This is a genomic window from Marinobacter sp. H13 (assembly GCF_059072335.1).
Genome location: NZ_JCACRU010000001.1, coordinates 1874089 through 1885952 on the forward strand (window position 1 = coordinate 1874089; position 11864 = coordinate 1885952).

12 protein-coding genes are annotated in these 11864 nt (G+C 58.6%); 8 read left to right on the forward strand and 4 right to left on the reverse strand.

The window, feature by feature from the left end:
• Positions 1-45: 45 nt before the first annotated feature.
• Positions 46-1224 (reverse strand): DesA family fatty acid desaturase, encoded by a 1179-nt coding sequence (locus tag AC5JQH_RS08750; RefSeq protein WP_104270916.1) that lies wholly within the window; start codon positions 1222-1224, stop codon positions 46-48.
• A 140-nt stretch (positions 1225-1364) separates the two neighbouring features.
• Between AC5JQH_RS08750 and mutM the strand changes: the two genes are divergently transcribed.
• From mutM to AC5JQH_RS08785, 7 genes are all read left to right on the forward strand, one after another.
• On the forward strand, positions 1365-2177 hold the full coding sequence (gene mutM, locus AC5JQH_RS08755; protein WP_482930931.1) for a bifunctional DNA-formamidopyrimidine glycosylase/DNA-(apurinic or apyrimidinic site) lyase: 813 nt from the start codon (positions 1365-1367) through the stop codon (positions 2175-2177).
• A gap of 184 nt (positions 2178-2361) precedes the next feature.
• The gene (locus AC5JQH_RS08760; RefSeq protein ID WP_008175672.1) at positions 2362-2691 is read left to right on the forward strand and encodes a hypothetical protein; all 330 of its coding nucleotides are present in this window, start codon (positions 2362-2364) and stop codon (positions 2689-2691) included.
• Between the two features lie 95 nt (positions 2692-2786).
• Positions 2787-3476, forward strand: a complete 690-nt coding sequence (gene yrfG / locus AC5JQH_RS08765; RefSeq protein ID WP_273017516.1) for a GMP/IMP nucleotidase — start codon at positions 2787-2789, stop codon at positions 3474-3476.
• A 41-nt stretch (positions 3477-3517) separates the two neighbouring features.
• Positions 3518-3925, forward strand: coding sequence for a ribosome-associated heat shock protein Hsp15 (gene hslR / locus AC5JQH_RS08770; RefSeq protein ID WP_008175667.1), 408 nt, complete (start codon positions 3518-3520; stop codon positions 3923-3925).
• A gap of 69 nt (positions 3926-3994) precedes the next feature.
• The gene (hslO, locus tag AC5JQH_RS08775; protein ID WP_008175666.1) at positions 3995-4849 is read left to right on the forward strand and encodes an Hsp33 family molecular chaperone HslO; all 855 of its coding nucleotides are present in this window, start codon (positions 3995-3997) and stop codon (positions 4847-4849) included.
• Between the two features lie 172 nt (positions 4850-5021).
• Entirely contained in the window at positions 5022-6557 is a 1536-nt protein-coding gene (locus tag AC5JQH_RS08780) for a phosphoenolpyruvate carboxykinase (protein WP_008175663.1), read from the forward strand.
• Between the two features lie 87 nt (positions 6558-6644).
• Complete coding sequence (locus AC5JQH_RS08785; RefSeq protein WP_273068820.1) at positions 6645-6923, forward strand: hypothetical protein; 279 nt, start codon at positions 6645-6647, stop codon at positions 6921-6923.
• A 21-nt stretch (positions 6924-6944) separates the two neighbouring features.
• Here the strand turns inward: AC5JQH_RS08785 and AC5JQH_RS08790 are convergent, their stop codons facing one another.
• Positions 6945-9008: a TRAP transporter large permease subunit gene (locus AC5JQH_RS08790; protein ID WP_008175659.1), complete on the reverse strand. Its 2064-nt coding sequence runs from the start codon at positions 9006-9008 to the stop codon at positions 6945-6947.
• A 26-nt stretch (positions 9009-9034) separates the two neighbouring features.
• Complete coding sequence (locus AC5JQH_RS08795; RefSeq protein WP_008175657.1) at positions 9035-10099, reverse strand: hypothetical protein; 1065 nt, start codon at positions 10097-10099, stop codon at positions 9035-9037.
• Positions 10100-10393: 294 nt separating this feature from the next.
• Between AC5JQH_RS08795 and AC5JQH_RS08800 the strand changes: the two genes are divergently transcribed.
• On the forward strand, positions 10394-10666 hold the full coding sequence (locus AC5JQH_RS08800; protein WP_008175654.1) for an HU family DNA-binding protein: 273 nt from the start codon (positions 10394-10396) through the stop codon (positions 10664-10666).
• Positions 10667-10708: 42 nt separating this feature from the next.
• Here the strand turns inward: AC5JQH_RS08800 and AC5JQH_RS08805 are convergent, their stop codons facing one another.
• Positions 10709-11674 carry a putative solute-binding protein gene (locus AC5JQH_RS08805; protein WP_264752596.1) on the reverse strand — a complete coding sequence of 322 codons (966 nt, stop codon included), beginning with the start codon at positions 11672-11674 and terminating at the stop codon, positions 10709-10711.
• Between the last annotated feature and the right edge of the window lie 190 nt (positions 11675-11864).

The following is an 11864-nucleotide window of genomic DNA, read 5'->3' on the forward strand; positions in this document are numbered from 1 at the left end:
CGGATTCCCCGCCGAAGCAGGTTTACGTCGATTCTCAACCCGGCATCAGGCCGAAGGGCGCAGCGAGTAGGCCCGGAGGTGCTCGGCGAACTCTTCCAGATAGCGGATACCGCTGGCTTCCGCCTCACGGCACCACTCCATCAGCGCGTTCAGCTTGTCCTGGGGTTTGAGCCCACGCTGACGCCAGAGCGCCTGCAGCTCGTGGCTCTTCTCATAGATCTGGCGCAGCACCGCATTGCGCTCCAGCACAGACTCGAGGGTTTCCTTCTCCTTCGGCTGAATCAGTGTGATCTCACGGGAGAGCAGTTGCTTGAGCTTCCGGTAACGGGGACGGATCTCATCGTCCATCAGCGACTTCTGCTGGCGCAGGACCGGCTCCATGACACGTTTACGGTACTGGCGCATGATATCGAACCGGTTATTGGCTATGGCCTGAACCGTTTCCACATCCACCTCCAGTTTACCCGGCACATGGTGGGCAATGGGTCGATAACCCTTGGGCTTGGCCAGTCCGAACAACTGGAACAGGCGGATGTAGCCCCAGCCGATATCCACCTCGAACCAGCGGCGAGACAGCTTGGAGGAGTTGGGATAGGTATGGTGGTTGTTGTGCAACTCTTCACCGCCAATCAGAAAACCCAGTGGGCTGATATTGCGGGCGTTATCGGCACATTCGTAGTTCCGGTAACCCATCCAGTGGCCGATACCGTTGACCACTCCGGCAGCCCAGACTGGAATCCACATCATCTGCACCGCCCAGATCCAGATACCGTGAACGCCAAACAGGGCCAGGTTGATTACCGCCATCAACGCGATGCCGAGCATCTTGTAGCGGCTGTAAACATTGCGCTCCACCCAGTCTTCCGGTGTCCGCTGGCCATAGCGCTCGAGCGTTTCGGGCGTCGCCGATTCCGCATAGAGTTCGGCGCCCTGGAACAGTACCTTGCGAATACCCAAGACGACCGGGCTGTGGGGATCTTCCTCGGTTTCGCACTTGGCGTGGTGTTTACGATGGATGGCGGTCCATTCCTTGGTGTTCTGCGCAGTGGTTAACCAGAGCCAGAACCGGAAGAAGTGTTTCAAGGCCGGATGCAGGTCCAGCGAGTTATGCGCCGAATGGCGATGCAGGTAGAGCGTTACACTGACAATCGTGACGTGTGTCATTCCGAGGGTGACCAGAATGACCTGCATCACCGACAGGTCAAGAAGACCATTAAACCACATAGCAAATCCTCAAAATCAATATCTTTGGCGCGAGGCCAACCTTCACACTTTAGCGTACAGCTGTAAGCCACAACAACAGCATTTGGATGCAAAATTGTTACTGATTACACTTAGTCGTTTTCCACCGGAGATTCCCGCCCGTGCCTGAACTGCCCGAAGTAGAAACGACCCGACGGGGTATAGCACCCCACTGCGAAGGCGAGACAATAACCCGAGTGACAGTCCGCAACGGCAGTCTGCGCTGGCCTGTTCCGGCCGATCTGGGCGAGAAACTGGAAGGTCAGGTGATTAAAAGTGTAGACCGCCGGGCCAAGTATTTGTTCCTGAATATGGACCGGGGCACGGTGATTGTTCACCTTGGCATGTCCGGCAGCCTGCGCATCATCACTGACAATACCCCTCCCCTGACCCATGATCATATCGACGTGGCATTACAGTCTGGCGTCATCCTTCGATTCAACGACCCACGCCGGTTCGGCTGCTGGCTGTGGGCTGATTCCGCCGAAGAGCACCCGCTGATCACCCACCTGGGTCCAGAACCCCTGGCCCCGGAATTCAATGGCGCGCACCTGTTCCGGCTCTCCCGCGGCAAAAACACACCGGTGAAATCGTTCATCATGGACAATCAGGTGGTCGTGGGTGCCGGTAACATCTATGCCAATGAAGCGCTGTTCAAATCGGGCATTCATCCCCGGCGCAAAGCCGGGAGAATCAGCCTCGACCGCTATCACAGGCTGGCCGAAGCCATCCGGGAAACGCTCAGCGCCGCCATTCTGACGGGAGGAACCACCCTCCGGGACTTCGTGAACAGCGATGGCAAGCCCGGCTATTTTGCCCAGTCCCTGCTGGTGTACGGCCGGGGCGGCCAGCCCTGCAAGGAATGCGGGGCGCCACTGAAGGAAATCCGGATGAACAATCGCTCAACGGTTTACTGTCCCCGTTGCCAGCGCTGAACGCTTACCAGATCGCACATTCTGCAACGAAAAATCGTTTGAAAATGCGCAAATATGATTCATAGTTAACAGAGGATTAACGCCCACGGTTTACAATAGGATGGTATCCGGTTGATACGATCCGGGTTTGCTTTTCTTTAAAGCAGTACCCTTTCAGGGCCACTAAAGCTCAGGAGACAGTAAGATGACCCGCAAGATTTCCCGCACCCTGGTAGCCACTGTGGCGGCCTGCCTGTTGGCATTCTCATCCCTCGGGCACGCCCAGGCCGTGGACGAAACCCCGTCGGCACTGGCAATGACCGGTGATGCGATTTTTGTTCGCCCGGCCTTGCTGGCTACCACCATCGTGGGCAGCGCTGTCTACCTGGTCTCCCTGCCCTTCTCCCTGCTGGGCGGCAACGCTGATGAAGCAGGGGAAGTTCTGGTAATGGGCCCGGCCAAGGCGACCTTCGTGCGCTGCCTGGGCTGCACCCGTACCGGCAAGAAACCCGAGACGGTCCAGACCAGCAACTGATCCGGCTCCATCGGGCGCGCCTCCGTACTATCACGGCTTGCCCCGACGAGCGAACTCCGGCAGCCTGAAGAAAATTCTTCAGGCTGTTTTTCTCTATGGTTGACTGGTCCTCGCTTAACACGGTGTTCCTGGATATGGACGGGACACTGCTGGATCTGCATTTCGATAACCACTTCTGGCTCGAGCATCTGCCGGCAAGGTACGCCGAGCACTACGACCTCCACCCCCAGGAAGCGAAAGACCGCCTGATTCCGATGATCATGGCCGAGCGCGGCTCACTGAACTGGTATTGCACCGATTACTGGAGCGAGCGGCTGTCCCTCGACATCACGGGGCTGAAAGCAGAGGTAGGTGACCGGATCGGTTACCGCCCCCACGTCACGGATTTTCTCGATGCCCTCCGACAAGTCGGGCTTCACTCGGTGATTGTCACCAACTGTCACCCCGACCCCCTGGCCCTGAAGCTGAAACGAACCGGCCTTGATACACGGGTGGATGCCATTGTTTCCAGCCACCAGTTGGGCAAGCCCAAGGAAGATCCCTCGTTCTGGCAGGACCTCCAGCGAGTAACGCCTTACCAGGCCGAAAGCACCCTGATGGTCGACGACAGTTTTCCGGTGCTGGAAAGTGCGCTGGAGGCCGGCATTGCCCAATGTCTGGCCGTATTGGCGCCGGACAGCCAGCAGGAAGCCCGGGAGCAGCACCCGGAAATACCCTGTATTCATCACTTCGATGAAATTCTCCCCGCGCTTCGCCAGCGGTCGCCCCTGCCATCCGGCCGATGACAGGGTTATAATTGGGCTACAAGCCCATCAGGTGAGGAGACATGACGGCATCAACCGCTGACGACCAACGTGTAAGACTCGATAAATGGCTCTGGGCCGCCCGATTCTACAAGACCCGCTCCCTGGCCAAGGAAGCGATCGAGGGTGGCAAGGTCCACTACAACAGCCAGAGATGCAAACCCGGCAGGCTGGTGGAAGCCGGCGCAAAGCTGACGTTGCGCCTGGGCTGGCAGGAAAAAATCATTATTGTTGATGACATCAGCGACCGGCGCCGTGGTGCACCCGAAGCTCAGAAGCTCTACCACGAAACCGAAGACAGCGTTAAGAAACGCGAGGAAATGGCCTGGCAGCGTAAAACTATGCAGGCAGCGCAGCTTCCTCCGGCCAGACGCCCCTCAAAGAAAGACCGAAGGGACATTCAGCGCTTTCGCGAACAGAACGGCCTCTGAACCCTTTATTACATCCCCGCCCTCAGTCAAACGTGCAACGACCGGCATTTAGCATTCAGGAGACACAACATGGCAGCCCGCGACCAGTTCCAGCGCTTTATCTTTGAACACAGCCAGGTGCGGGGAGCCTGGGTTCAGCTAGCGGACAGCTATCAGGAAATCGGCAGCCAGGCGCCCTACCCGGACACGGTCCGGGAACTCCTCGGAGAAGCACTGGTGGCGAGCATCCTGATGAGCAGCACCCTGAAGTTTGAGGGTACATTGTCGGTACAGGCCCAGGGGGAAGGGCCTCTGCGCACATTAATGGCCGAGTGCAGCCACGACAGACACATCCGCGGCCTGGCCCGCTTTGATGAGCATGCGGTCAGCGAAGACAGCTTCCACGATCTGCTCGGCGAGGGTCGGATGGCTATTACCATCACGCCCAACCGCGGCAACCGTTATCAGGGCGTTGTACCCCGGGATCAGGAGACACTCGCCGGCTGCCTTGAGGAATACTTTGATCGCTCGGAGCAGATTCCCACCAGCCTGTTCCTGTTTGCCGACGAAAACGGCGCCGCCGGCTTGATGCTACAGCGCCTGCCGGGCGCCACAGAGGAGGATGAAGACCTCTGGGACCGGGTAAACCATCTGGCCCGAACCGTGGAAGCCTCCGAATTACTGGAGCTGGACAGCGAAACCCTGCTTCACCGCCTGTTCCATGAGGAGACCGTACGCCTGTTTGACTCCGAACCGGTCGCCTTCCAGTGCAGCTGCTCACGGGAGCGTACCCTCGGTGCCCTGGAAGCCATCGGCCGCGAGGAGTGTTACAGCATCCTCGAGGAAGAGGGCTCTATCGAAATGGACTGCCAGTTCTGTCATGCTCACTATCGCTTCGATAGAAATGATATTGATCATCTTTTCACCGGTCATACGCTACACTAGAAACACGTTCGATTAGCCGGGAACCCGCTGATAGCAAGGCTTCCCGGGCAGTCGTTTTTTACCGGCGTCTCTGGCATAATAGCGCGCCTGAATTGACCCGATTGCTCAGATTTCCGTCAATTTTAGGAAGCGGCCTGAGCAATCACTAAGACATCCCGAGGGCGAGGTCGAAGTGAGCAACACTTATAGTGATCTGAGTACAGCACGACTGGTTGAGGTGGCACTGGCGCGTGAAGAAGGCCAGCTGGCATCCAACGGTTCCCTGGTCGTAAAAACCGGTGAGCGCACGGGCCGGTCTCCCAAGGACCGTTATATTGTCGAGGAGCCCAGCACCTCGGACGATATCCACTGGGGTCCGATCAACCGTCCTTTCGACGCTGAAAAATTCGACGCCCTCTGGGATCGTGTTGAAGCCTACATCGCCGAGAAAGACCAGTTCGTGTCTCACGTTCATGTTGGTTCCGACCCGGAGCACTACCTGCCGGTCAAAATGACGACCGAGACCGCCTGGCAGAATCTGTTCGGCCGAAACCTGTTTATCCGTCCGGACAGCTATAACCCGGCCGACAAGCAGGAATGGCAGATCCTGAACGCCGCCAACTTCGAGTGCGATCCCGAGCGCGATGGCACCAACAGCAACGGCTGCGTGATGATCAACTTTGCCAAGCGCAAGGTTCTGCTGGCTGGCATGCACTACGCCGGCGAGATGAAAAAAGCCATGTTCTCCGTGCAGAACTTCCTGCTGCCGGAAAAAGACGTGCTGCCCATGCACTGCTCGGCCAACGTCGGTGAAGACGGCGAAACCTGCCTGTTCTTCGGCCTGTCCGGCACTGGCAAGACTACCCTCTCCGCCGATCCGCACCGCTTCCTCATCGGTGACGACGAGCACGGTTGGGGCCCGGGCACCGTATTCAACATCGAAGGTGGCTGCTACGCGAAGTGCATCGACCTGACCCGGAAAAATGAACCGATCATCTGGGACGCCATCCGTTTCGGTGCCATTGTCGAGAACGTGACCATCGACCCTGAGACCCGTGAGCCGGATTACACCGACGTATCCCTCACCGAAAACTCCCGCTGCGCCTACCCGCTTGAGCACGTTGAAAAGCGCGTGATCGAGAACCGCGCCGGTGAGCCATCTCACATCGTGTTCCTGACCTGCGACATGACCGGCGTCCTGCCGCCCGTGTCCATCCTGAGCCGCGAAGGCGCCGCTTACCACTTCCTGAGTGGCTATACCGCTCTGGTTGGCTCCACCGAGATGGGCTCCTCCTCAAAGCTGAAGTCCACCTTCTCAACCTGCTTCGGTGCGCCCTTCTTCCCCCGTCCGGCCGGCGTTTACGCCGAGCTTCTGATGAAGCGGATGGACGAGTTTGGCAGCAAGGTCTTCCTGGTCAACACCGGCTGGACCGGCGGTCCTTACGGTGAAGGCCAGCGATTCAGCATTCCGACCACCCGCGCCATCATCGCCTCAATCCAGAATGGCGACCTGGACGACGTGGAAACCGAACACCTGCCAACCCTGAACCTGGACGTGCCCAAGCATGTTCCGGGCGTGGACACCGAGCTGCTGAACCCGCGCAACACATGGGTAAGCCCGGACTACTACGATGGCAAGGCCCAGGAACTGATCGCCCAGTTCGTCGAGAACTTCAAGAAGTTCGACGTGGCAGATTCGATCGTCGAGGCCGGTCCGAAGCTGAGCTGAGTCGATTACGGCAAGTAAGGAAAGCGCCCTGCGAAAGCACGGCGCTTTTTTTGTATGATAGCCCAACACACTCCAGGAAATGGCTTCATGAAACAGCATCTACGCCAGCTCTTTTCGTTTATTCTCAAACCACTGGAATCCGGAAAAGTTGGGCCCAGCTACAAAGATTCGCACCGCACCGTGCTGAATGTGGTGGGCGTCCTGTTCCTCGTTCTGGCGACGGTGTCGACGGCTATGCTCGTTTACACCGGTAAGGCAGGCGCCTTGATTCCCGTGCTTGTTTTCTTCGGTATTGGTGGCGTGTCCTTGGTGGTCGGGACGTTGGGCTCGGATGACGCGGTGTCGAAGATGTGGGGCAACCGCTAGCGGACGCCCCATATCCTGTAATCAGGCGTAGAAAATAAGCGGCACAAAGGCCACCAGAACCAGCGAAATCCCCATGGCAATCAGCGGCATAATGATACGCTCATGGCGCTGATAAAAAGTCCCCGTTTCCTGTTGCGCCGCCAGCACTTCCGCCTCTCCAACCACCTGCCGGGTCAGCAGATGGTTCAGGGCTACCGGCGGGCTCAGGTAGCCGAGTTCAAATGCCACCAGGGTCACCATCCAGAAATGGATCGGATGAATTCCGCTGGAATAGGCAATCGTGGCAACCGTGGCGGTCACCAGGATCACGGCACCGAATGCGTCCATGATCATGCCCAGGATCACCAGGATTACCACCATCAGCAGCATGGCCGACCAGGCACTGTCGAACGACTGCGGGAAAGCCTCCATCAGGTGGGCCCGCTCGATCACACCACCGATGCTGACCGACAGCCCCAGCAACAGCAGCAGCGCGCCAATTTCCGCCGTCGTATCGTTTGTGGCGCCGCGGAGACTTCGCTCCAGGCCCTGATGATTGATCTCTCCCGAGGCTTTTCCTGACCGGTTTTTCAGGCTGACATGCTCGTACACAAGGATTGCCAGCATGATCACCGGCAGCAGCCTTGGCGCCGAGAATTCATCCATGCTCACGTCCAGCGCCAGCCGGTAAAACAGCACCACGGCAGCGATGACCAGAACGTAGGGAATCAGGGGTTTGAGCGCCTGCGTCATGGCCGGGAAGGCTTCAGCAGAGGGCGCCAGGTTGAATTCACTCTGTCGGTTCACACTGAGGGCCACGATCGCGAACATGGTGGCGGTCAGCACGAACACCCAGATGCCCCAGCCAAACAGCTCATCAGTGGTGACTTCCCGGTTCAGGTAAGCAATGACAACCACCAGCAGGCAGGGGCGCAAAACCACGCCCAGGGAACCGGACATAGCGGTCGCCGCCAGGGCCAGATGCCGCCGGGCACCGGCGGCACGCAGCTCACTGTATATCACTGCGCCGGCCGCGATCACGAAAATGCCGGAAGCGCCGGTGTAGGCCGTTGGCACGGCCGCCACCAGAACCGCTACAACCGCCAGCATTTCCGGTGGCATGCGCCAGGGCCGGAAGACATTGAACACCAGGGTGGCCAGGCGGGTCTGCTTGAGCATCATGCCCACCCACACATACAGACCGACATTCAGGAACATGTCGGACAGCTCCATCATCTTTCCGAGATAGATACCAATCCCCGACGCGTGTCCGATCAGCGCAAAATAGGTGCCGGAGATCAGACACATCACGGTATAGAGCGGAACGGCCAGGAAGGCCTTGTTCAGGCTGCCGCCCTCCTCAAGATCATCAGGCACCCGGAACAGCCGGTAGAGGCTGGCCAACGTGAGGCAGGCGAAACCGATAATCCAGAAATTGTGCAGCAACAACTCTTCGGACGAGACCGCCGTGTCTGAACCAAGGCTGGACTGGCGAAAGATTGCGCTCGACCCCAGCAGCATGGCATTGGCGATGGTTTGAAGAGTATGGGAGACCGTGTAATCCAGCCGGGTTTCCATGGCACGCATGGCGATATGATGACGAGTGAGGGTCGCCGTGACCGCGCACAGCATGACAAGGATCACGAGGATGAAACGCTGTGACTCCAGGCCAAAGGCGATCAGGTCAGCAATAAAAAGTTCGATGGCCCGATAGGCTTTCACCCCTGGTGTCAGCTGTTCACTGAGATTTTCGAAATTCTGGTGGGCCTCGCGGCAGTCAGCAACCGCTCGTTCGATGGCAAGCCGGACGTCAGCCGGGTCTTTTTCCTCGGCCCCCAGCAACGCGGCCATCGGGTCATCCGTCTCGGCATCCGCCGCCATTTCTTCAGCAACCGCCGCGTCGATATCCCGAGTCGGGTCGCAGGTGGGCTGAACCGGATCCATCCGCAACTTGTAATAGCCACTCCAGAGCTGTTCACCGCCCCGAAGCATCTGGTTGTGGATGTCGCTGCTCGTGGAGAAAATGACCACTGCAAGCAATAACAGACAGGCGGGCAGCGATGAAAACCACTCCAGCCCGCTACGATGAAAACCGCCCTTCGACATAACTGATTACTCTGGATAGGGAGTGGTTACAGCAGATCGTCCAGATCCATGGTTTCAACGGCTTCCGCCTGGTCATCCCAGAAGCTGCCCAGCTGTCCCATGGGTGTACGGTGCCCGGTGTTCTCAACCCAGAGACGGTCAGAAACCGCGACGATCATATCGGTGGCCATGGCGTCCACGAACCGCCACTGCTCATTGGCCGGCGTAGTCTCGATCGATTCGGCATGATCCCGGATCACCGAACGGACCATGGCTTCGTCTCCCTTGTTCAGGGCCGCGATGGCGTGGAACACGTGGGGCAAACGCACACCCGCAACCTCGCCCTGATCGTCGGCGATGGCCAGCCGTTCAAACGCGTTCTCACCCTCGGGCTGGGCACCCGGAATCATCGCCCACACCGTTGCCCGCAATGCCATGGGCGCACCCCACCATTTTTCATTATCGAGGCAGCTTGTGGCCCGGGCGGCAATGGAGCCAACGTTCGCCGGTACGCCAATGGACGAGGTGGACTGAATCTGGGCATTAAGCGCCTGGAGGCCGGAAAGAAGACCCGCCATGTAGATGAACTCGTCCATGTCGTCATCAAAATCCGGGCATTCGCCATCGGCAGGATTGCCGTAATGGGCATTGTGGTGCTGCCAGGCCTTGTAATAGCGCCGGGCAGCAACGCTATGTGCGCGCTTCTGCTGGATCATGGCATCCTCGGCCTCATTGCCGTTCATGGCATTCAGGGCGGCAAGTGCGGCCAGCTCGTGCTCCCTGGCCTCTTCTTCGGCGCAGCCGCCGGCACTGAGGTAGAGCATCACCGCCAACTGGTCCGGCTCATTGGTAACGCGGCCGAAGGACATCAGCAGTGGCGCAGTCGCCTCGCTCATGGCGCACCCCATGGCCAGATCGTTGCTTTCCATCAGAAAAGGCACCGTGTGATCCCTGGAGAAGCCCTGCATCACATCCCCGGTGGTCTTGTACATCACGTGATTCACCGCGCTGCAGCCGCCAAGGACCAAACTGGCCGTGAAAGCCGCCACAAGGTTACGCACTCGACGCGCGGAAAACGGCGACTTGCGGGAGGGATTCCGGAAATGGGTCATACCTTCTTCACCTTTTGCGTTTTTTGTTCTGATGCAGCCCTGCTGCAATCGCACGGCCCGGACTCTGGCGGAGAAACCGGTTTGTTACAGTCTGTAACCAGGCACGCATTATGGCGCAGGAGGCCCCGTTTTTATGCGACCGATGCCGCAAATGACGCCAATTTACACACACCTATGCCACCCCTTGGTTTGCACAATGGGCCGCGAGCCGCTATAGATTGGAGCAACCGAGAGTCGTTGTGATTCCGGCCAGTACAGACCGAACCCGCAGAAATACAATAAAAGGAGTATCCGATGCGCAAACCTGAACTCGCCGCGGCCATTGCCGACCGCACCGGGCTGACCCGGGAAAAGGCCAGCGAAGTGATTACCGCATTTACCGACCAGGTATCGGCCGCCGCCTCCCGTGGCGAGGATGTCACCCTGATCGGCTTTGGCACTTTCAACATCCGCAGCCGCGAAGCGCGTGATGGACGAAACCCGCAAACCGGCGAGACCATTCGCATCCCTGCCAGCAAAACCGTAGGCTTCAAGGCCGGCAAGGCCCTCAAAGACGAAATCCGCTAGTCAGGCACAGGCACGCAGCTGCGGGCCTGCTTTACCCCTGGTTCAGGTTCCGGCGACGGAAGCACACTCAGAGCGAGTGGCATCTACCCGGCACCGAATCGCTTTCATCAACTTGATAGCCCGCTCATCGTATACACCGTCCTCCAGCAACGAGAGACGCACCTTGCGCAGCATCTTGTCGTATTCAGCGGTGTCTTCCTGGGGCAGCTGCATCCAGACGCCTTCCGGAATTTCAGCCTCTGCCTGGGCAATAATCTCGTAGGCCTCGTCTATGCGTTTGATGGCCTGGTCACGCACCATCTGGCCGGCGGAATCCGGGAACCGGTCACGGTGGATGATTACCTGGAAATTCATATACCCGAGGGCATATTTGACCACCGCACCGTTGGGCTGAACGCCCTTGTAAAGTTCCAGTGGTGTGTAGGCGACGGCCGGAGCATAGGCCAGGTCCACGCTACCGTTGTTGAACTTGCCGGCAAAGTTGGCGGAATTGGACCCCACCACAGATGCCCCCACATGGCGAACCATCCGCACGGATGCCTGATCGTAATCGAGGGTTGCAATCCGTTTGCCCTGCAGTTTCTCAACAGAATCAATGTTGCGGTCCCGGGTGTGGAGGTAAATGGCGCCCCCGGGGAATACACCGGCAACCTCGTAGGGACCATCAATCAGGAACGGCCGGGCTTTGGGCTGGCTGAGGGTGTTGTACAGCAGCCGCATTTCCTCTTCGCCGGGCACTGCGCCCATGGCTTCAAGGCTGCCCGTGAACTTGTTGAATTCCCGGGCCCGGGTGCCAGTAAGCAGCACTGCGTCGCACTGGCCCGCCTTGAAGTCCTCGGCGGCCACCTTCTCATCGGTGTAGGCGCGAAGGTCCAGCTTGATGCCGTTTTTCAGGGCAACCGGCTGGAAGGTTTTGGTGATGGCAAACAGGGGACCATTGGCACCAACCGGGTCAAAAACGCAAAAGCTGCGTTCCAGAGGCTCGTTCTGCGCCTGTGCCTGCCCCATCGAGGGGAATACCAGACTGGCACAGAGGGCAGTTGCCAAAGCTACCCGCTGGGGGAGGTTTGCTGATTTCACGGGATGACTCCTGATTATTATTGTCGGGCGCCGGTCTGTGAAAATGAACCGGTCAGGCCACGCTTTCCTTGGTCGACCATAGGGCGACGGCTACAAGAATACGTTGGCACAGGTGCCT

Coding starts and splice junctions, on each gene's coding strand:
- AC5JQH_RS08750 (WP_104270916.1), bottom strand. CDS start 1,224: ATGTGGTTTAATGGTCTTCTTGACCTGTCGGTGATGCAGGTCATTCTG.
- AC5JQH_RS08760 (WP_008175672.1), top strand. CDS start 2,362: ATGACCCGCAAGATTTCCCGCACCCTGGTAGCCACTGTGGCGGCCTGC.
- yrfG (WP_273017516.1), top strand. CDS start 2,787: ATGGTTGACTGGTCCTCGCTTAACACGGTGTTCCTGGATATGGACGGG.
- hslR (WP_008175667.1), top strand. CDS start 3,518: ATGACGGCATCAACCGCTGACGACCAACGTGTAAGACTCGATAAATGG.
- hslO (WP_008175666.1), top strand. CDS start 3,995: ATGGCAGCCCGCGACCAGTTCCAGCGCTTTATCTTTGAACACAGCCAG.
- AC5JQH_RS08785 (WP_273068820.1), top strand. CDS start 6,645: ATGAAACAGCATCTACGCCAGCTCTTTTCGTTTATTCTCAAACCACTG.
- AC5JQH_RS08790 (WP_008175659.1), bottom strand. CDS start 9,008: ATGTCGAAGGGCGGTTTTCATCGTAGCGGGCTGGAGTGGTTTTCATCG.
- AC5JQH_RS08795 (WP_008175657.1), bottom strand. CDS start 10,099: ATGACCCATTTCCGGAATCCCTCCCGCAAGTCGCCGTTTTCCGCGCGT.
- AC5JQH_RS08800 (WP_008175654.1), top strand. CDS start 10,394: ATGCGCAAACCTGAACTCGCCGCGGCCATTGCCGACCGCACCGGGCTG.
- AC5JQH_RS08805 (WP_264752596.1), bottom strand. CDS start 11,674: ATGGGGCAGGCACAGGCGCAGAACGAGCCTCTGGAACGCAGCTTTTGC.